Raw genomic sequence first — 19,684 nt, 5'->3', positions numbered from 1 at the left:
CAAGGCGCCGTACGGCCCCTTCGCGTTGTCCTAGACTCACCGGCATGTCAGGTCGTGACCTGTTCTGTCAGCCCCGCCGCTTCGGCCGCGGGGCCGCCCTGACATTGGTCTTCGCGAGCGTGCTCGCCGCCGGTGCCGCGACCGGCTCGCTGCCCGGCCCTGACCGGAAATCCCCGGCCGGTGCCTCCCGTTCGGCCGCCTCCGCGGACCGCCACGAGGACGTCACCGAGGCGGCCGCCAGGGCCATGGCCGCCGGCAAGTCCCCCATGGAGGCCGCCGAACGCGCGGTGAGCCGCAGCGGGGACCGCTGGGGCGCCGTCTACTCCCAGGGGGAGTACGAGGAGTTCGAGGAGGCCCTCGACGGCGCGTACACCGGCGTCGGGCTGTGGGCGCGGCGCGAGCGCGACGGCCGTATCGAGGTGACGAAGGTGCGGGCGGGCTCGCCCGCCGCCACCGCCGGGATCCGCGTGGGCGACCTGCTGCGCAGCGTCGACGGGGCGAAGGTCGACGGGCGTCCGGTCACCGAGGTCGTCTCTTTACTCCGGGGTGACGCCACCGACGCGCCCGCCGGCACGCCGGTGAAGGTGGGCATGGAGCGCGGCACACGCGCGTGGGACCTCACGCTGCGACGCGCCCGGCTGTCCGTCGACCCGGTCACCGCCCGGCAACTCCCCGGCGGCATCACCGTCATCCGGATCGCCTCCTTCACCAAGGGCGCCGGCGCCGCGGTCCGAGAGGCCGTACGCCGCGTCCCGGCCTCCTCCGGCATCGTCCTGGACCTGCGGGGCAACTCCGGCGGCCTGGTCACCGAGGCCGTCACCGCCGCCTCCGCCTTCCTCGACGGCGGCCTCGTCGCCACCTACGACGTCGACGGCGACCAGCGCGCCCTGCACGCGGAGCCCGGTGGCGACACCGGCCGGCCGCTGGTGGCGCTCGTCGACGGCGGCACCATGAGCGCCGCCGAGCTGCTCACCGGAGCCCTGCAGGACCGCGGCCGCGCGGTCGTCGTGGGCAGCCGTACCTTCGGCAAGGGATCGGTCCAGATGCCGAGCCGGCTGCCCGACGGCTCCGTCGCCGAGCTGACCGTCGGCCACTACCGCACCCCTTCCGGGCGGGCCGTCGACGGACGGGGCATCACTCCCGACCTGGAGGCGGACCGCGGTGTCCTGGAGCGGGCCCAGACGGTCCTCAGCGGTCTCGGAGAGTCGTAAATCGGCTTTCCCCGCACCCCCTGCGTAGTGCGAAAATGGACGGCACTATGAGCAAGGGAATGTACGTACCCAAGGAGTCCCAGCCCAAGCAGGGCGGCGCCGCCACGAAGGGCCGGGACGGCGAGAAGGGCGGCAAGCGCAAGATCGTCGCCCAGAACAAGAAGGCCCGGCACGACTACGCGATCATCGACACGTACGAGGCGGGCCTGGTGCTGATGGGCACCGAGGTCAAGTCGCTGCGCGAGGGCCGGACGTCGCTGACCGACGGCTTCGTCCAGATCGACGGGGGCGAGGCGTGGCTGCACAACGCCCACATCCCGGAGTACCACCAGGGCAGCTGGACCAACCACTCCGCGCGCCGCAAGCGCAAGCTCCTGCTGCACCGCGAGGAGATCGACAAGCTGGAGGCGAAGTCCCAGGAGACGGGTCACACGATCGTGCCCCTCGCCCTGTACTTCAAGGACGGCAGGGCCAAGGCCGAGATCGCTCTCGCGCGAGGCAAGAAGGAGTACGACAAGCGCCAGACCCTGCGTGAGAAGCAGGACCGGCGGGAGTCGGACCGCGCGATCGCGGCGGCGAAGCGCAGGCAGCGGGGCCAGTAGGCGGTCGCCGGGAATGCGCTGGCATCGTGCTGCGTTGGTCACGTACGATGGCACTGCACCTCACAGAGGGTGCGCGCCCCTCCGGTCTCCGGAGGATTGAAAAAACAACATGGGGATGATCGGTTTCGACAGCGGCTGTCGAAGCAGGGGAAGCGTGTCGAGGAAGCGGCAATGATCTCGTAAACCATATGTCGCAAAAAATAATCGCCAATACCAAGCGCGATTCCTTCGCCCTCGCTGCCTAAGTAGCGACTTGCGAAGTGTCAGCCCGGGGCTGTTCCCGACCCGGATCCTGGCATCAGCTAGGGAACTAAACCTTGATCCCGGTCACGGGGTGAAGAGGGAAACCAAACAGTGACTGGGCCCGTCGGCGACTTGTTCGCGTGATCGCCGGGGCCGAGAAAATCGCAGCGAACTGCACACGGAGAAGCCCTGATTCTGCACCGTTGGACGCGGGTTCGATTCCCGCCATCTCCACGATCGGGAGGTTTCCGGACCTCCTCACCCATGTGGGCAAAGGCCCCGTCGCTTTCGAGCGGCGGGGCCTTTGCCATGCGACCTGAGGGGCCGGAGTGATCTGTGACACTGCTGTGACCGGAGGTGTGGGTTCCGCCACAGCCGTGGGAGCGGTCCCTTGGTGAGGTGGGCGGATGCCGAGAGCCTTACAGAGCGTTCCCGCCGCCGTCGCCGGACTCCTGCTGCTCGCCGCGTGCGGCTCGCAGAGCGCCTCGCAGGAGGACGCGGGGGCGCGGGCCGGCGATGCCGGAGGCGTCAGGTCCGAGGCGCTGTGCCCGTCGGACGTCCAGCAGTACGGCAGCCCACCGCCGCCCGCCGACCCGCCCTCCGGCACACCTTCCCCGCTGCCCCTGCCGTCGCCCGCCGCCACGGGTGAGTCCGGCGTCCGGGTCACCGGGCTGTACGCCTGGGGGGAGGGCAGCGGCTGCGCGGCCGACTACAGCGCCGAGTTCGAGGTCACCAACCAGGGGACGGAGGCCGTCACTTACACGGTCACCGTCGGGTTCCTCTCGGCGTCCGGCGGCGCGGTCGACAACGTCGAGAGGACGGTCGAGTCGGTCGGGCCCGGACGGACCGTCAAGGCGGCCGTGGCCCTGCGGGAACCGGCCGTACAGGCACCCGACGTGACGGGCGTCGACGTGATCGAGGTGCGCAGCGTTCCGGCCGCCGAGACGTCCTCCGACGCGGGGCCCTGCCCGGCCTCCGGTGTGCGGGTGTACGCCGACCGCGGGGACGCGGCGATGGGGCTGCGTGCCGTCGGACTGCATCTCGTCAACTGCGGAACCCGGCCCTACCGGGTCGACGGCTACCCGGAGCTGGAACTGCTCGACGAGGACCACGACCCCGTCGACGGGGTACGGATCCTCCACGGGACCGACCGGATCAGCACCGGCCTGCGGGGCGGTGACAGCCCGCGACCCGTCGTACTGCGTCCCGGTGAGGCCGCGGTGGCCTCGCTCGCGTGGCGCAACACCACCGGCTTCGGCGCCGCGGTGAACGCGCCGTACGCGCGCGTGCGGGCGAAGCCCGGCGCGGACCCGGTGACGGTCGTCCCGGAATTCGACCTCGGCACGACGGGCAAGCTGGGCGTCGGGCCGTGGGAGCGGGACGAGACGTACCGGGATGCCGCCACCGGCACCCCGCGACCGTGACCGGGTTCCTCGTCGTCCTGGGATGCGCGGCAGCGCTGTATCTGCTCGCCCTGCCCCGCATCCCGGCCGGGATCAAGGTCGTCGTCCTGACCGCGCCCCCGGTGGTGGGGGTGATGTGGCTCCTGGACGTGGTGTTCGACCGGGCCGCCGTCGCGGTCGTGGTCGGCGTGGTGTTCCTCGTCGTCCTCGTGGCGCTGAACGGGCTCCTGGCCCATCCCCGGCTGCCGCTCTGGGCGAGGCTGACGGTGTTCGGGACGGTCCCGGCGGCGGCGCTGGCATGGCTGCTGGTCGTCACCGCGGACGACACCCTGAAGGACCCCGGCGAGGACCCGTGCTCCATGTACCACGGCGGCGTCGGTGTCTCCGAGGCGTTTCCCCCGCAGGCGTACTGCCGTTACGAGAGCGGCGGCACCCATGACCTGGCGACGGGCGCCCAGTTCGTCTTCTGGGTCTGCTTCGTCGTCAGCCTGGTGCTGCTCACCGTCGGACTGTGGCAGATCGCGCGGGATCCGAAGGCGCTGGTCCGGCAGTTCCGCAGACCGAGCACAGGCTGAACAACCATGGCGGGCCCGCCCGTTGTGGTGCCCCACGCCATATCGAAGGGTCGTTCACGCTTCTACGGTCCCTGCGCATGACACCGACCAGAGCCGCAAGCCGTCATGTCCCCCTCCTGGCGACCCTGCTCGTCGCCCTGCTCGCCGCCTTCCTCACCCCGGGCCGCGCCTCGGCCGCCTCCCTCCAGGAGGTGACCGGGTTCGGGACCAACCCCGGTGCCCTGCGCATGTTCCGGTACGTCCCCGACGGGCTGCCCGCCGGCCGCCCCGTGGTCGTCGCGCTGCACGGCTGCACGCAGAACGCCGCCGGCTACGGCACCGGCAGCGGATGGCTCCAGCTCGCCGACCGCTGGGGCTTCTCCGTCGTCCTGCCGCAGCAGCAGACCGCCAACAACGCCTCGTCCTGCTTCAACTGGTTCCAGAGCGGCGACATCGCGCGCGGCCAGGGCGAGGCAGCGTCCGTCGCCCAGATGGTCGACCGGCAGCTCGCCGACACCTCCGGCGACACCTCCCGCGTGTATGTCACCGGGCTGTCCGCCGGGGGCGCGATGACCGCCGTGATGATGGCGGCGTACCCGGAGAAGTTCGCGTCCGGCGGGATCGCGGCGGGGCTGCCCTACGGGTGCGCGCAGGCCGCCGGGTCGCCGTACGTGTGCATGTACGTCGGCGCGACGCAGACCGCGAAGCAGTGGGGCGACCGGGTGCGCGCCGCCCGGCCCGGTCACAGCGGGCCCTGGCCCACGCTGGTCGCCTTCCAGGGCACGGCCGACTACACCGTGAAGCCGGTCAACATGACCGACCTGATGCGGCAGTGGACCGATGTGCACGGCACCGACCAGACCGCCGACGTGAGCGACACGGTCGCCGGATATCCGCACCAGGTCTTCCGGGACGCGGCCGGCCGCGCGGTCGTGGAGACGTACAGCATCACCGGGATGGGGCACGGCCAGCCCGTCGATCCGGGCAGCGGGAGCGAGCAGTGCGGAACCGCCGGGGCGTACGTCCTCGACGTGAATCTGTGCGGCGCGTACCGGATGGGGCGGGCCTGGGGGCTGGGCTGAGCCGAGGTGCTCTGTCGCCGCGGACGGTTCTCCGGGATGCTGCTGAGGCATGAGCAGACCCGTGAGCGAATCCGGGAGACGCCTTGACTCCCGTAGCAGACTGTGGACCTGGCCTCTCGCCGTGGCGCTCGCCGCCGCCGTCCTGGGGCCGGGCGCGCAGGCCGGTGCGGACTCCGACCGGACCGGCCTGCCCGAGGCCGTCGACACGATCCTCGGCGACCCGCGGATGGAGGGCGGCGTGGCGAGCGTCGTGATCGCCGACGCGCGCAGCGGTGAACTCCTCTACCAGCACCTGCCGTCCACCCGGCTGATGCCGGCCTCCAACACCAAGCTCGCCACCTCGGCCGCCGCGATGGAGATCCTCGGACCCGACCACCGGTTCGGCACGGACGTCCTCGCCACCGGGCGGCAGCACGGCTCCCGCCTCAAGGGCGATCTCTATCTGCGCGGCACCGGGGACCCCACCCTGCTCGCCGGTGACTACGACACGCTCGCCGAGCGGATCGCGGCGGCCGGGATCACCCGGGTCGAGGGGCGGCTGGTCGCCGACGACACCCGCTTCGACGACCGGCGGCTGGGCCGTTCCTGGGCCGCCGACGACGAGTCCTCCTACTACTCCGCGCAGATCAGCGCCCTGGGCGTGGCGCCGGACACCGACTACGACACCGGCACCGTGATCGTGACGGTCCGGCCGGGGGCGGCGGCCGGGGACGCGCCCGTCGTCACCGTCACGCCCGACACCGACTACGTCGACATCGAGGTGGACGCCACCACCGTCGCCGCCGGCGGGCCCGACGACCTGACCGTCGAGCGGGAGCACGGAACGAACACCGTCGTCGTCAGCGGTACGACACCCGTGGGCGGCGCCGGCGCCAAGGAATGGGTGACCGTGTGGGAGCCCACCGGATACGCCGCCGCCGTCTTCCGGGACGCGCTCGCGGAGCACGGCGTCAAGGTCACCGGGCCCACCCGGACCGGACTCGCGACGCCCGCGACCGCGCGGCGGCTGGCCACGCACGACTCCATGCCGCTGAAGGACCTGCTCGTCCCCTTCATGAAGCTGTCCAACAACATGCACGCCGAGATCCTCACCAAGGCCATGGGCCACCAGGTCTCGGGGGAGGGGAGCTGGGACGCCGGACTCGCGGCGATCGGCGGCTACCTCAAGGGCGTCGGCGTCGACAGCGGCAAGCTGCGCCAGGTCGACGGCTCCGGGCTCTCCCGGATGGACAACTTCACGGCCGGACAGCTCGTGCGGCTGCTCCTCGCCGTGCGCTCCGAGCCCTGGTACGCCGACTGGCACCGCTCCCTGCCCGTCGCCTGCGCCCCGGACCGGTTCGTCGGGGGCACCCTGCTCACGGATGTGCGGCACCCCCGCCGCGCTCAACGCCCGTGCGAAGACCGGTTCGCTGACGGGCGCTTCGGCCCTGTCCGGGTACGTCACCGACGCCGGAGGACGCGAACTCGTCTACGGCATCGTCCTCAACAACTACCTGGCCTCGTCCGTGAAGCCGCTGGAGGACGCGATCGTGGTGACGCTGGCCCGGTCGACGGCGCAGGCGTCCCAGCCGGAGCCGGCGCCGGCACGTGAGGGCGGGGCGGACACCGACGTCGAGTGCAGCTGGCGCAAGCCGGACATGTGCTGATCTCACCGTGAAGAGCGGTCCCCCCGGGCGTGCTTGCGCGGGCGAAAGTATGTACGACCCGGGGGTGAACCGAGGGGACGACACGGGAAGGGGGGAGGCATGACGATGACGACGACGGCCGCCCAGGCGCCGATCGTGACGGGGAGTCCCCTGCTCGGCTCGATGAGCGACCCCTTGAACGACCCCCTCACCGCCTATCTGCGGGCCCGCCGCGACCACGGCGACGTGGTGCGCTTCCGGGCCGGCCCGCCCGGACTGCGCTCCGACCTCTACGCGGTGTTCTCGGCCGAGGGAGCCCAGCAGGTGCTGGGGACGCAGGCGGCCAACTTCCGCAAGGACAACGTCTTCTACGAGGAACTGCGCCGGTCGGTCGGCAACGGCCTGCTCACCAGCCAGGACGACGTCTACCTCCGCCAACGACGGCTGGTGCAGCCGCTGTTCACCCGGCGCCGCGTCAACGGCTACGGGCAGCAGGTCGCCGAGGAGGCCGCCGCGCTGGCCGACGTCTGGCGCGCGGCACCCGGCGGGAGGGTCGAACTCGTCGGTGAGATGCACCGTTTCGCCCTGCACGTCGTGGGACGGATCCTGTTCGGCACGGAGGTGAAGCAGGCCTTCGAGACGATCGAGCGCACCCTGCCGCCGCTCCAGGAGTACTCCCTCAAGCGCGGATTCTCCCCGTTCAAGGCGCCCCGCACCTGGCCCACCCCCGCCAACCGCCGTGCCGTACGGCTGCAGTCGGAGCTCTTCGGGCTCTGCGACGGGATCATCGCCGGCCGCCGGGAGCGGGAGGGGGACGACGACCTGGTCACCCTCCTCGTGCACGCCGAGAACGCCGAGGACGGCAGCCTGGACGCCCGCGAGCTGCGCGAACAGGTACTGATCTTCCTTCTCGCCGGTCACGAGACCACCGCCACCGCGCTCGCCTTCGGCCTGCACCTCCTCGCCCGGCACCCGCAGGAGCAGGGGCGGGTCCGCGAGGAGGTGGACCGGGTGCTCGGCGGCCCCGGCGGACGGCCGCCGACGGCCGCGGACATGGAGGAGCTGCCGTATCTGACCATGGTGCTGAAGGAGGCCATGCGGCTCTATCCGTCCGCGCCCGTGATCGGCCGCCGCTCGGTCGCCGCCGCGGAGATCGACGGCATACGGATACCCGCCGGCGCGGACATCCTGGTCAGCCCCTGGGTCACCCACCGCCACCCCGACTACTGGCCGGACCCCGAGCGCTTCGACCCGGCCCGCTTCACGCCCGCGGCCGAGGCGGGACGTCCTCGCTATGCCTGGTTCCCCTTCGGCGGCGGTCCGCGGGCCTGCATCGGTCAGCATCTGTCGATGCTGGAGTCGGTGCTGGGACTGGCCGTGCTGCTGCGGGAGTTCGAGTTCGCCGACGGGGAGGAGGGCGAGGTGCCGCTGGGAGCGGGCATCACGCTGATGGCCAAGGGCCCCGCGCGGGTGCGGGTCACGGCACGGTCCTGACCCCGGCACGGGCATGGCCCACGTGGCCGGTCCGACGCCCGACCCCCGGCAGAGGCAGGGGCAGGGTTCACGTGGCCGGTCCGACGCCCGACGCCCGGCAGAGGCAGGGGCAGGGGCAGGGGCAGGGGCAGGGTTCACGTGGCCGGTCCGACGCCCGGCCTCGTCAGGGCGACGAGCAGGGCCAGGGCCGCCGCCGTGACCGGTACGCCGTAGCCGGCCGTCGGTGCGAGGTGCTCCACCACCCAGCCGCCGGCCGCGCTGCCGCACGCGATGCCGCCGAGCAGGGCGGTCACCGCGAGGGTCATGCCCTCGTTGAGGCGGTCGTCCGGAGTGCGGCGCTGGACCAGCGTCATGTTGGTGATCATGGTCGGTGCCGTGGCCATCCCGGCGATCAGCAGGGCGGCGGACAGCAACAGGAGCGAACCGGTGAGGGACGCGGCGAGCAGCGGGAGGACCAGCAGCGCGGTCATCGCGGCCACGCACCACGGGTACCGGTCCTCGGCGGGACCGGCGAACCGCAGCCTGCCGTACAGCAGCCCCGCCGCACAGGACCCGGCCGCCTGGAGCGCGAGCACGACACCCGCCGCCGTGCGGTGACCCTGTACGTCGGCGAAGGCGATGGTGACGACCTCCATCGACCCGAACACGGCCCCCAGGGCGAGACAGACGGCGAGGAGCGGGGGCATGCCGGGGGAGCGCAGGGGCGACGGTGATGGCGCGGGTGCCCCGGCTGCCGTACGGCCCGGCGGCGGCGGTTCGGTCGACCGCTGGGCCGCGAAGGCCAGGACGCCCGTCACGAGGAGCACCACGCCCACCAGCGTCCCCGCCTCCGGGAAGAACGTCCCGCACAGAAGGGCCGCGAGTACCGGCCCGAGCATGAAGCACAGCTCGTCGGCGGACTGCTCGAAGGAGTTCGCGGTGTGCAGGGAGTCGGGGTCGCCCTTCAGCAGATGGGACCAGCGGGCCCGGGACATGCCGCCGGTGTTGGGAGTGGTCGCGGTGGCGGCGTACGCGGCGAAGAGGGTCCAGGCCGGTGCGCCGTAGCGCACGCACAGCAGGAGTGCGAGGCTCCCCAGCGCCGCGACCAGCGTGGCGGGGACGGCCACCCGGGCCTGGCCGTACCGGTCGACGAGCCGCGCGATCCAGGGCGCGACCAGCGCGGTCGCGGCGAGGCCGGTCGCGGTGACGGCGCCGGCGAGGGCGTACGACCCCCTCGTCCCGGCGATCATCACGACCGCGCTCACGCTGAACATGCCCATGGGGAGCCGGGCGAGCAGGTTGGCGAGGGTGAAGGCACGGGTGCCGGGCCGGGCGAAGAGCCGGCCGTACGGGCCGGGCGGGCGGCGCTTCGTGCGGGGGCCGAAGTCGACGGCGACCAGGGTGTCGGCGGTGACGGTGAACAGGCGGGTTCCTCGGGCGGGCTGGTGCGGCATAGGTCCACCGTCGCCGGGAGCCGATCAAGGGTCCAACACCTGTTCGATGCGGATTCACGCATCTGCGTTGTAAGTTCGGCGCATGCCCGCCGCCGCTCACCTCGACCCGCGCCTGCTGCGCGCCTTCCTCGCCGTGGCCGAGGAGCTGCACTTCACCCGCGCCGCGGCCCGCCTGTACGTCGCCCAGCAGGCGCTCAGCCGGGATGTGCGGCGGCTGGAGCGGGAGTTGGGCGCCGAGCTGTTCGTGCGGACGACCCGGCAGGTCACGCTGACCGGCGACGGCGAGCGCCTGGTGCCGTACGCGCGCCGCGCCCTCCAGGCACAGGACGATCTGCTCGCGGCCTTCGGGCAGGCCCGCCCCCTGCTGGTGGACCTGAACTCGCCCGGCCTGGTCACCGCCCGCCGGGTGCTGCACCGGGCCCGTGCGCTCGCCCCCGAGCTGGAGCTCATGGCCCGCTACGAGAGCGGTCTGACGGGCGCCGCCGCCGAGATGGTGGCGGGCCGGCTGGACTGCTCGTTCGGACGGTTCGCCGGACTGGACCCGGCGCTGCGGGCGGGCCTGGACCACCAACCCGTACGTTTCGAGCCGATGGCGATCCTGCTGCCCGAGGACCACCCGCTGGCCGAAAACCCGCTGGTGCCGCTGTCCGCGCTGGCCGGCGAGACCGTGTACGCGGGCGCCGGGAATCCCCGTACACCGGAGTGGACAGACCTCGCGCGCCGGCTGTTCGAGGGGCGCGGCATCGAGTTGGCCGCCCCCGCGCCGCTCGCGGTCGGTGACGAGGAGTTCCAGCGGATCATGGCCAAGACCCGGAACCCGATCCTCGCCGTGGTGGACTTTCCGGCCATGCCGTCGACCGTGCGGCGCCCGCTGATCGATCCCGTGCCGCTGTCACCGGTGTCCCTGGTGTGGCGGAAGGGGCTGGTGCACCCCGCGTTCGACGCTCTTCGACGGGCGGCGGCCGAGGTCTCGGCGGAGGAGGGATGGCTCCGCAGACCCGCCGATGGATGGATTCCGGCCATGGATTCGGCCAGTATGAGAGTGCACAATTGACACGCTGGAACCACAAAACCTCCGCGTGCGCTACATTCGTGGCCTGAGCACGTTGTGGTAAAGGGGGGCGCTCGGCCGGGTGGGGGCTCGGTACGGCGGCGTGTGCTCAGTGTCGTACGCGCGCCCAGAACGGTCCCGTGGGGGGATGTGCGTGCGCGTGAAGAAGTGGCGAGAAGACGCCCAACCGGAGTGGCCCGATGTCGCATCGGGGTCTGGTTCCGGCGGCGGTTCTTCCGTGGGGGGTACGAGGGGTGACACCCAGGCCTTTCCGGCTACCGGCGAGACAGCCGTGGCCGGATCGTCCGGTCGCAGCCATCGCTCCCGATCCGAAGCAAGGGAGACGGAGATACTCCACGGTGGCGGGCGTGCCTACTCGGACGCCGATGAGACACAGGTCCTGCGAGGCGGCCCCGGCGCGCCCGCGACCGACGCCGACCGGACCGCGGTGCTACCGCCGGTCGGTACGGCGGACACACGCATATCCGGCGGCGACGGGACGGACGTGGCCCGGCCCGACTCCGGCCGCGCGGACGGCTGGTCCGCCTTCGAGCGCTCCTCCGCGCACCGGGCCGACGCCGCGGAGCGCTCCTCCGCGCACCGGGCCGACGCCGCGGAGCGCTCTTCCGCGCACCGGGCCGACGCCGCCCCGGCGGCCGGTGGGACGCGCCCCGCGCCCGCCGTGCGCGACCCGTGGGCCGACGAGCCGGAGGAGACCCAGCGGCCGCGGCGGTCCGCGCGGACCGACGGCCCCGGCGCGACCCACGACCCGCACGAGGTCACCGTCCAACTCGACGGCGTGGGCCTGCACCTCGACAACATGCTGCGCGCGGCCAAGGACGCCCCGCGCGGCGGCGAGAGCTCCGACGGACCGGTGTTCGTCGACGAGTCGGGCCGCCGCAGCCGCCGCTTCCGCCGCATCGGCATGGCCGTCGGGCTCGCCTGCGCGGTCTACGCCGTGGTCATCGTCGCCACCCTGCTCTCCGGCAACTCCGACGCGCCGTGGCTGCCCGTCGAGAACCCCAAGGAGCAGCCGGCCGGCCAGGTCGACACCCCGCCGCTGCCCGCGGAGTCGGCACCGCAGCCCTCCGCCACCGGCAGCGTCTCGCCCGGCACTTCGCCGACGGCGAGCACGGACACGACCGCGTCCCCGGACGCCGACGCGAGCGCGCCCGGCGCCTCGGCCACCGCCGAGAACCCCGGCACCTCCGCCGACCCGAAGCCGACCGCCACGAAGAGCACCACCAACCCGGGCACCGGTTCCACCCCGGACCCGGACCCGCCGACCCAGCCCACCACCAGCGACCCCGACCCGAGCCCGACGGACGGCGGCGGCCCCACCGAGGAGCCGACCGATCCCGCGACCACCGACGAACCCGCAACCGGGACGGTCGCGAACGGCCCGAGCGACCCCTCTCCCCTCGCGCAGGAGCCCGGCCCCAACGCCTCCGCGCCCGCCGACCCGTCCCCGGAGAACACCTTCTGATGGCATCCCGCACCCGCCGTCACGGGCCCCCGACCGGAGCCCCCGACGGCTCCCGGCGCCGCCGTGTGCCCATGCGCCTGCTGCTCCCCTCGCTCGTCCTCGTCGCGCTGATGGCGATGCTGATGCTGCGGGGGTACGTGCACAGCGAGATCCTGGCCGACCATCGCGTCCGTCCGCCCGCCTCCTCCGACCAGGTGCCGGAGAAGATCCTCGGCGGCGGTCCGGTCATCGACACCCGCAGCGGCCGCACCGAGAGCCTCAGCCTCCCGGACCACCGGCTCGTCCTCACCTTCGACGACGGCCCGGACCCGGAGTGGACCCCCAAGGTGCTGGACGTGCTCAAGAAGCACGACGCGCACGCGGTCTTCTTCGTCACCGGGACCATGGCCTCGCGCTACCCGGACCTGGTCCGGCGCATGGTCGAGGAGGGCCACGAGGTCGGTCTGCACACCTTCAACCACCCCGACCTGTCCTTCCAGTCGAAGAAGCGCATCGACTGGGAGCTGTCCCAGAACCAGCTGGCGCTCAGCGGCGCGGCCGGTATCCGCACCTCCCTGTTCCGCCCGCCGTACTCCTCCTTCGCCGACGCCATGGACAACAAGTCCTGGCCGGTGACCGAGTACATCGGCAAGCGCGGCTACATCACGGTCGTCAACAACACCGACAGTGAGGACTGGCGCAAGCCCGGCGTCGGCGAGATCATCCGCCGCGCCACGCCCAAGGGCGGCAAGGGCGCGATCGTCCTGATGCACGACTCCGGCGGCGACCGGCACCAGACCGTCCAGGCCCTGGACACCTTCCTGCCCGACATGAAGGCCGACGGCTACGAGTTCGACAACCTCACCGAGGCACTCGGCGCCCCCAGCGCGCACACCAAGGTCGCCGGCCTCGACCTGTGGAAGGGCAAGGCCTGGATCTTCCTGGTCACGGCGTCGGACAACATCACCGCTGTGCTGGTGGTCGGCCTGGCGGTGATCGGGTTCCTGGTCATCAGCCGGTTCCTGCTGATGCTGCTGCTCTCGGGCATCCACGCACGCAGGGTGCGACGCCGGGGCTTCCGCTGGGGCCCGACGGTCACCGAACCGGTGTCGGTGCTGGTCCCCGCGTACAACGAGGCCAAGTGCATCGAGAACACCGTCCGGTCGCTGATGGCGAGCGAGCACCCCATCGAGGTGATCGTCATCGACGACGGTTCGAGCGACGGCACGGCCCGGATCGTCGAGGCGATGGGCCTGCCGAACGTCCGCGTCGTGCGTCAGATGAACGCGGGCAAGCCCGCCGCCCTCAACCGCGGTCTGGCGAACGCCCGCCACGACATCATCGTGATGATGGACGGCGACACCGTCTTCGAACCGGCGACGGTACGGGAACTGGTGCAGCCCTTCGGCGACCCCAAGGTGGGTGCCGTCGCCGGCAACGCCAAGGTCGGCAACCGCGACTCACTGATCGGCGCCTGGCAGCACATCGAGTACGTGATGGGCTTCAACCTCGACCGCCGGATGTACGACATGCTGCGCTGCATGCCGACCATCCCGGGCGCGGTCGGCGCGTTCCGTCGCACGGCGCTGGAGCGGGTCGGCGGCATGAGCGACGACACGCTCGCCGAGGACACCGACATCACCATGGCGATGCACCGCGACGGCTGGCGTGTCGTCTACGCCGAGAACGCGCGGGCGTGGACCGAGGCACCGGAGTCGGTCCAGCAGCTGTGGTCGCAGCGCTACCGGTGGTCGTACGGCACCATGCAGGCGATCTGGAAGCACCGCAAGGCGCTGGTGGAGAAGGGTCCCTCGGGCCGCTTCGGCAGGGTCGGACTGCCCCTGGTCTCCCTCTTCATGGTCCTGGCCCCGCTGCTGGCCCCGTTGATCGACGTCTTCCTCCTCTACGGCCTGATCTTCGGGCCGACGCAGAAGACCATCGGCGCCTGGCTGGGCGTCCTGGCCATCCAGGTGGTGTGCGCCGCGTACGCCTTCCGCCTGGACAAGGAACGCATGACCCACCTCATCTCCCTGCCGCTCCAGCAGATCCTCTACCGCCAGCTCATGTACGTCGTGCTGCTCCAGTCCTGGATCACGGCCCTCACCGGCGGCCGCCTGCGCTGGCAGAAGCTGCGCCGCACCGGCGTGGTCGAGGCACCCGGCGGACCCGTGCCGCGGCAGCGCTCCGCGGGGACGCGTGAGGGCGATCGGAGGCCGGTCGGATGACGCACGGATACCAGCCGACGGACACCGGCGCACAGGCCGGACCGTCGGATCCCGCCTGGCCGGCGGCGCCGTACGGCGTCCCGCACCAACGCGTGACGGAGCCGGAATCCGAGCCGGTCGCCGAACCGCCCGCGCCCGCTCCCGCGCCCAAGAAGCCGGGCCGGGACCGCTACCTGGACCTGCTGCGTTCCATAGCCCTGGTCCGCGTCGTCGCCTACCACCTCTTCGGCTGGGCCTGGCTCACGGTGCTGTTCCCGTCCATGGGCGTGATGTTCGCGCTGGCAGGCTCGCTGATGGCGCGTTCCCTGAACCGCCCGGCATGGGGGGTGATCAGAGGCCGTGTCCGGCGTCTGCTGCCTCCGCTGTGGGTGTTCAGCGCGGTGGTCCTCGCGATGATGTTCGCGGGCGGCTGGAACCCGGTGAAGGACCCCGACCACGGCGGCACCTGGGCCCTGGTCGACCTGATCAACTACATCGTCCCCATCGGCGCACCGCCGTTCCCCTGGCACATCGGCTCCCAGTCGGGCCTGCTGGAGGACACGTGGGCGGTGCAGGCGGCGGGTGTGCTCTGGTACCTGCGTGCCTACCTGTGGTTCGTCGTGGCGTCGCCGCTGCTGCTGTGGGCGTTCCGCCGGGCGCCGTGGCCGACGCTGCTCGCCCCGCTCGGTCTGACGGCCGTCGTGGGTACGGGCATCGTGACGATCCCCGGTGAGACGGGCAACGCGGTCACCGACTTCGCCGTCTACGGCAGTTGCTGGGTCCTGGGCATGGCCCACCACGACGGGTTCCTGGCGAAGATCCCGCGCTATGTAGCGGTGTCCTGCGCGGCCCTCGTGATGGCCTTCGGCCTGTGGTGGGCCTCGGGCCACCTGGGTCCGGACGGCTGGGACCTCAACGACATCCCGCTGGCCCAGGCGACCTGGTCCTTCGGATTCGTGGTGATCCTGCTTCAGTACTCGCCGTCCTGGCAGGAACTCCCGGGCAGACTCGCCAAGTGGGACAAGCTGGTGACCCTCTCCAACAACCGAGCGGTCACCATCTACCTCTGGCACAACCTCCTGATCATGGCCACCGTCCCGATCCTCGACCAGCTGTACGAACTCCCCTTCATGCAGGACGAACGCGCCACGGCGGCCCTCGACTCGACCTACATGATCTGGATGTTCTTCCTCGTCTGGCCCTTGATCGGCCTGGCGATCGTGGCCGTGGGCTGGGTGGAGGACATCGCGGCGAAGCGCAGCCCGAGGCTCTGGCCGAACGGCTCGAAGAGCAGGCGAAGGAGCTCGTCCCGAGCGGGCCATCGCGCGAAGTAGCGGTGCCGACGCCGGGCCGACCGGCGTTCCCGCCGGTGGAACCCCGTGGAAGACTGGGCGGGTTGCGGACGTGAACGGGGTGGCCCCCGAGGGGTTGGGGGCCGGTGGGGAGCTGGTGTCGGTGAGTAAGCGGCAGGTGCAGAAGATGCTGCGGTTGATCGCGACCGGGGAGCCCGTCGAGCTCACCAGTCCGATGGCCTCCGTGAAGAAGCTCGCCAAGCTCGCCTTCATCGCCCAGCAGTTCGGCTACGAGTACATGGACGTACGGCAGAGCGGGGGCCGCAACAACGCGCTCGTGATGCTGATCGTGCCCGACCCCAGCCCGCAGGCCCGTGCCCGTGCCGCGCAGAACTGGGCGCAGTACCCGAACGCCGGTGACGGCGTCTCCGTGCCGCCCCTCGTGCCCGACGCGCACGAACTCCTCAAGGCCCGCATCAACTTCGACCTCACCGGCAAGCACGCCGAGAAGAAGATGTACTGGGCTGCGGTCGGTATCACCTTCGGGTTCGTCGTCGCCTTCGCGCAGGCCGGTGGGGACGGCGATGCCGTCCTCTTCGCCGGTCTCGGGTGGGCCGGGCTGATGGCTCTGCTCGGGGTCGGAATCGTCGTCACGCGGAAGCGGAACGCCAAGTTCGCAGCCCGGCTCCAGGCCGCCGGCTTCATGCCGGTCACCGATGAGGGCGGGCGGGTGCGGTACCTGCCGCCGGGCGGGCAGCTGCCGGGGCACGGGAATCCGTTCGGCGGCACTCCCGCCGGTCCGTACGGTCATCAGCAGCCCGCCTCGGGTCCGTACGGCCATCAGCAGCCCGCTCCGGGTCCGTACGGTCATCAGCAGCCTGCCCCGGGTCCGTACGGCCATCAGCCGGCTCCGGGTGCCCATGGTCATCAGCCCGCTCCGGCCGCCCCCTATGGCGCCCAGCCCCCGGCCGGTCCCTACGGCACCCAGCAGCCCGCCGCCCCCGGCCACTACCCGCCGCCGCAGCAGCAGCCGTACGGCTACCCCCAGCAGGGCGCCCCGCAGCCGCCGTACCCCCAGCAGAACCCCCACTGGCAGCCGCCGCAGCAGCACTGACGCACTCCTACAGGGGTCCGTGCGCGGGGGCGCGGGCAGGGAACCTCTCATCCCACCTCTCCACCCGGTGAGAGCAAAGTTCCTTTCCGGTCACTCGGGGCCACAGGCAGGAAACGCGTCCTCCCTACCTTCGGGATCAGCCACTCGTAGGCGTGGTGCCACCGAGCCCGAAGACCGTGGAGGCGACATGACAGCCCCTAGCCCAGCCCCCGTCGCGAGCAGGGGAGGCCACTGGATCGAGAACTGGGACCCCGAGGACGAGACCTTCTGGAACGAGACCGGGGAGAAGATCGCCCGGCGGAACCTGTTCTTCTCCGTGCTCTCCGAGCACATCGGGTTCTCGATCTGGACCCTGTGGTCCGTGATGGTGCTGTTCATGGGGCCGGAGTACGGGCTCACCCCCGCCGACAAGTTCGTGATCGTCTCGATGGCCACGCTCGTCGGCGCCGTCGTCCGGGTGCCCTACACCTTCGCCGTAGCCATCTTCGGTGGCCGGATGTGGACGGTCATCTCGGCGAGCCTGCTGCTCGCGCCCACCGTCGCCGCGTTCGTGGTGATGGAGCCGGGGACATCGTTCGGCACCTTCCTGGTGTGCGCGATGCTGGCCGGCGTCGGCGGCGGGAACTTCGCCTCCAGCATGACCAACATCAACGCCTTCTTCCCGCTGCGGAAGAAGGGCTGGGCGCTCGGACTCAACGCGGGCGGCGGCAACATCGGTGTGCCCGTCGTGCAGCTCGTCGGGCTCGCGGTGATCGGTGCCGGGGGCGGTCCGCGGCTGCTGCTCGGGATCTACATCCCGTTCATCGTGCTCGCCGCCACCCTCGCCTGGCTGAAGATGGACAGCATCTCGTCCGTGAGGAACGACACCGGCGCCGCCAAGGACGCCGCGAGGGACCCCCACACCTGGATCATGTCCTTCCTCTACATCGGCACCTTCGGATCGTTCATCGGCTATTCCTTCGCCTTCGGGCTCGTCCTTCAGACCCAGTTCGGCCGTACGCCGCTCCAGGCCGCCTACGTCACCTTCATCGGCCCGCTGCTCGGCTCCCTGATCCGGCCCGTCGGCGGCGCCCTCGCCGACCGGTTCGGCGGCGCGAAGATCACGCTGTGGAACTACGTCGCCATGGCCGCCGCGACCGCGGTCGTCGTCGTGGCCTCGATGCAGAAGTCGCTGCCGCTGTTCACCACCGCCTTCATCGCCCTGTTCGTACTGAGCGGGCTCGGCAACGGCTCGACGTTCAAGATGATCCCCGGCATCTTCCACGCCAAGGCCCTCGCGAAGGGCTTGGAGGGCGAGGAGGCCGCCGCCTACGGCCGCCGGCTCTCCGGGGCCTCCATGGGACTCATCGGCGCGGTGGGCGCCCTCGGCGGGCTCGGCATCAACCTCGCCTTCCGCCAGTCCTTCCTCACTGTCGGCTCGGGCACCGGCGCCTTCGTCGCCTTCCTCGCCTTCTACGGGGCCTGCTTCCTGGTCACCTGGGCCGTATACCTTCGCCGCCCGGCCGCCGCCGAGACCCACGCCACATCGACGACCGAGGCAAAGCCGCAGCTCAGCTACGCCGAGGTGTGACGTAACACCGCCGACATGAAGCCGAACCGAGCCTGTCACGCACCGTTGACAGGCTCGCTCGGCATGCAGGTGTCACCACCATGGGCGCGATCAGGAACACCGACGGTGTGATCACCTGGGGCGAGCAACACGACTCGAGTGCGGGACGAGAGTTATGAACGACGAACAGCAGCAACCCGAACACGGGCCCCTCGCGGGCTTCACCGTGGGCGTGACCGCGGCGCGCCGTGCCGACGAGCTCGGGGCCTTGCTCCAGCGGCGCGGCGCCGTCGTCGTGCACGCCCCCGCCCTGCGGATCGTGCCGCTCGCCGACGACAGTGAACTGCTGGCGGCCACCAAGGAGATCATTCAGAGGACGCCGGACGTCGTGGTCGCCACGACCGCGATCGGGTTCCGGGGGTGGATCGAGGCCGCCGACGGGTGGGGGCTCGGCGAGGACCTGCTGGAGCGGCTGCGGGGCGTCGAGCTGCTGGCACGCGGGCCCAAGGTCAAGGGCGCGGTGCGGGCCGCCGGGCTGACCGAGGAGTGGTCGCCGTCCAGCGAGTCCATGGCCGAGGTGCTGGACCGGCTGCTGGAGGAGGGCGTCGAGGGGCGCCGTATCGCCATACAGCTGCACGGTGAGCCGCTGCCCGGGTTCGTGGAGTCGCTGCGGGCCGGGGGAGCGGAGGTGCTGGGGGTGCCGGTGTACCGGTGGCTGCCGCCGGAGGACATCGGGCCGGTCGACCGGTTGCTGGACGCCGCGGTCTCCCGTGGCCTCGACGCCGTCACCTTCACCAGTGCGCCGGCTGCCGCGTCCTTGCTCTCCCGGGCGGAGGAGCGGGGGCTGCTGCCCGAGCTGCTCGCCGCCTTCGCGCACGATGTCGTGCCCGCCTGCGTCGGGCCGGTGACCGCGCTGCCGTTGCAGGCGCTCGGTGTCGACACCGTGCAGCCCGAGCGGTTCCGGCTCGGGCCGCTGGTGCAGTTGCTGTGCCAGGAACTGCCCGGCCGGGCCCGGTCGTTGCCGATCGCCGGGCACCGGGTGGAGATCCGCGGGCACGCGGTCCTGGTGGACGGTGCGCTGCGGCCGGTGCCGCCTGCGGGGATGTCGTTGCTGCGGGCGCTGTCTCGGCGGCCGGGGTGGGTGGTGGCGCGGGCCGAGTTGCTGCGGGCGTTGCCGGGGGCCGGGCGGGACGAGCATGCGGTGGAGACGGCGATGGCGCGGCTGCGGACGGCTCTCGGGGCGCCGAAGTTGATCCAGACGGTGGTGAAGCGGGGGTATCGGCTGGCGTTGGATCCGGCGGCCGATGCGAAGTACGCGGACGCGTGAGCCGAGTGGTGGGCGCCGGCGGTGACGTGGCACCC

Annotated in this window: 14 protein-coding genes, 1 other RNA gene and 1 pseudogene; 15 read left to right on the top strand and 1 reads right to left on the bottom strand. The window is 71.8% G+C overall.

Annotation, left to right across the window (positions count from 1 at the left end):
* Positions 1-44: 44 nt before the first annotated feature.
* The 8 genes and pseudogenes from ACGFW6_RS41950 (at position 45) to ACGFW6_RS41915 (ending at position 8,214) form a co-directional block, all read left to right on the top strand.
* Positions 45-1,211, top strand: coding sequence for a S41 family peptidase (locus tag ACGFW6_RS41950; RefSeq protein ID WP_393522097.1), 1,167 nt, complete (start codon positions 45-47; stop codon positions 1,209-1,211).
* 59 nt (positions 1,212-1,270) lie between these two features.
* Positions 1,271-1,813, top strand: coding sequence for an SsrA-binding protein SmpB (smpB, locus tag ACGFW6_RS41945; RefSeq protein WP_393522182.1), 543 nt, complete (start codon positions 1,271-1,273; stop codon positions 1,811-1,813).
* A gap of 111 nt (positions 1,814-1,924) precedes the next feature.
* Positions 1,925-2,293: a transfer-messenger RNA gene (gene ssrA / locus ACGFW6_RS41940) on the top strand.
* A gap of 170 nt (positions 2,294-2,463) precedes the next feature.
* Positions 2,464-3,480 carry a DUF4232 domain-containing protein gene (locus tag ACGFW6_RS41935; protein ID WP_393522095.1) on the top strand — a complete coding sequence of 339 codons (1,017 nt, stop codon included), beginning with the start codon at positions 2,464-2,466 and terminating at the stop codon, positions 3,478-3,480.
* Positions 3,477-4,034, top strand: coding sequence for a hypothetical protein (locus ACGFW6_RS41930; RefSeq protein WP_393522093.1), 558 nt, complete (start codon positions 3,477-3,479; stop codon positions 4,032-4,034). The genes ACGFW6_RS41935 and ACGFW6_RS41930 overlap by 4 nt, the downstream gene beginning before the upstream one ends.
* A 77-nt stretch (positions 4,035-4,111) precedes the next feature.
* Positions 4,112-5,095: an alpha/beta hydrolase family esterase gene (locus ACGFW6_RS41925; protein WP_393522091.1), complete on the top strand. Its 984-nt coding sequence runs from the start codon at positions 4,112-4,114 to the stop codon at positions 5,093-5,095.
* 49 nt (positions 5,096-5,144) lie between these two features.
* Positions 5,145-6,741, top strand: a pseudogene (gene dacB / locus ACGFW6_RS41920) (D-alanyl-D-alanine carboxypeptidase/D-alanyl-D-alanine-endopeptidase).
* Positions 6,742-6,840: 99 nt separating this feature from the next.
* A complete protein-coding gene (locus tag ACGFW6_RS41915; RefSeq protein ID WP_393522089.1) occupies positions 6,841-8,214 on the top strand; it encodes a cytochrome P450 in 1,374 nt (457 codons plus the stop codon).
* Positions 8,215-8,348: 134 nt separating this feature from the next.
* Here the strand turns inward: ACGFW6_RS41915 and ACGFW6_RS41910 are convergent, their stop codons facing one another.
* Positions 8,349-9,647 carry an MFS transporter gene (locus ACGFW6_RS41910; protein ID WP_393522087.1) on the bottom strand — a complete coding sequence of 433 codons (1,299 nt, stop codon included), beginning with the start codon at positions 9,645-9,647 and terminating at the stop codon, positions 8,349-8,351.
* Between the two features lie 82 nt (positions 9,648-9,729).
* Here ACGFW6_RS41910 and ACGFW6_RS41905 point away from each other — a divergent pair, with 82 nt between their 5' ends.
* From ACGFW6_RS41905 to ACGFW6_RS41875, 7 genes are all read left to right on the top strand, one after another.
* Positions 9,730-10,701, top strand: a complete 972-nt coding sequence (locus ACGFW6_RS41905) for a LysR family transcriptional regulator (protein WP_393522085.1) — start codon at positions 9,730-9,732, stop codon at positions 10,699-10,701.
* Between the two features lie 502 nt (positions 10,702-11,203).
* The gene (locus ACGFW6_RS41900) at positions 11,204-12,184 is read left to right on the top strand and encodes a hypothetical protein (RefSeq protein ID WP_393522083.1); all 981 of its coding nucleotides are present in this window, start codon (positions 11,204-11,206) and stop codon (positions 12,182-12,184) included.
* Positions 12,184-14,388 carry a glycosyltransferase gene (locus ACGFW6_RS41895; RefSeq protein ID WP_393522081.1) on the top strand — a complete coding sequence of 735 codons (2,205 nt, stop codon included), beginning with the start codon at positions 12,184-12,186 and terminating at the stop codon, positions 14,386-14,388. The genes ACGFW6_RS41900 and ACGFW6_RS41895 overlap by 1 nt, the downstream gene beginning before the upstream one ends.
* On the top strand, positions 14,385-15,701 hold the full coding sequence (locus ACGFW6_RS41890; protein WP_393522079.1) for an acyltransferase: 1,317 nt from the start codon (positions 14,385-14,387) through the stop codon (positions 15,699-15,701). Before ACGFW6_RS41895 ends, ACGFW6_RS41890 begins: the two co-directional genes overlap by 4 nt.
* 121 nt (positions 15,702-15,822) lie before the next feature.
* A complete protein-coding gene (locus ACGFW6_RS41885; RefSeq protein ID WP_393522077.1) occupies positions 15,823-16,773 on the top strand; it encodes a hypothetical protein in 951 nt (316 codons plus the stop codon).
* A 187-nt stretch (positions 16,774-16,960) separates the two neighbouring features.
* Complete coding sequence (locus tag ACGFW6_RS41880) at positions 16,961-18,343, top strand: nitrate/nitrite transporter (RefSeq protein ID WP_393522075.1); 1,383 nt, start codon at positions 16,961-16,963, stop codon at positions 18,341-18,343.
* A gap of 154 nt (positions 18,344-18,497) precedes the next feature.
* Positions 18,498-19,649 carry a uroporphyrinogen-III synthase gene (locus ACGFW6_RS41875; RefSeq protein ID WP_393522073.1) on the top strand — a complete coding sequence of 384 codons (1,152 nt, stop codon included), beginning with the start codon at positions 18,498-18,500 and terminating at the stop codon, positions 19,647-19,649.
* Positions 19,650-19,684: the final 35 nt, after the last annotated feature.

Origin of the sequence: Streptomyces sp. Y7 (assembly GCF_043195415.1) — a bacterium.
Classification (GTDB): domain Bacteria; phylum Actinomycetota; class Actinomycetes; order Streptomycetales; family Streptomycetaceae; genus Streptomyces.
Note: the sequence above shows the minus strand (reverse complement) of the source record. Positions and strands in the feature narration are given on the sequence as shown.

Bases quoted from the DNA above. Each gene is read 5' to 3' on its own strand.
- ACGFW6_RS41935 (WP_393522095.1), top strand. From the start codon at position 2,464: ATGCCGAGAGCCTTACAGAGCGTTCCCGCCGCCGTCGCCGGACTCCTG.
- ACGFW6_RS41880 (WP_393522075.1), top strand. From the start codon at position 16,961: ATGACAGCCCCTAGCCCAGCCCCCGTCGCGAGCAGGGGAGGCCACTGG.
- ACGFW6_RS41950 (WP_393522097.1), top strand. From the start codon at position 45: ATGTCAGGTCGTGACCTGTTCTGTCAGCCCCGCCGCTTCGGCCGCGGG.
- ACGFW6_RS41905 (WP_393522085.1), top strand. From the start codon at position 9,730: ATGCCCGCCGCCGCTCACCTCGACCCGCGCCTGCTGCGCGCCTTCCTC.
- smpB (WP_393522182.1), top strand. From the start codon at position 1,271: ATGTACGTACCCAAGGAGTCCCAGCCCAAGCAGGGCGGCGCCGCCACG.
- ACGFW6_RS41890 (WP_393522079.1), top strand. From the start codon at position 14,385: ATGACGCACGGATACCAGCCGACGGACACCGGCGCACAGGCCGGACCG.
- ACGFW6_RS41925 (WP_393522091.1), top strand. From the start codon at position 4,112: ATGACACCGACCAGAGCCGCAAGCCGTCATGTCCCCCTCCTGGCGACC.
- ACGFW6_RS41910 (WP_393522087.1), bottom strand. From the start codon at position 9,647: ATGCCGCACCAGCCCGCCCGAGGAACCCGCCTGTTCACCGTCACCGCC.
- ACGFW6_RS41915 (WP_393522089.1), top strand. From the start codon at position 6,841: ATGACGATGACGACGACGGCCGCCCAGGCGCCGATCGTGACGGGGAGT.
- ACGFW6_RS41875 (WP_393522073.1), top strand. From the start codon at position 18,498: ATGAACGACGAACAGCAGCAACCCGAACACGGGCCCCTCGCGGGCTTC.
- ACGFW6_RS41895 (WP_393522081.1), top strand. From the start codon at position 12,184: ATGGCATCCCGCACCCGCCGTCACGGGCCCCCGACCGGAGCCCCCGAC.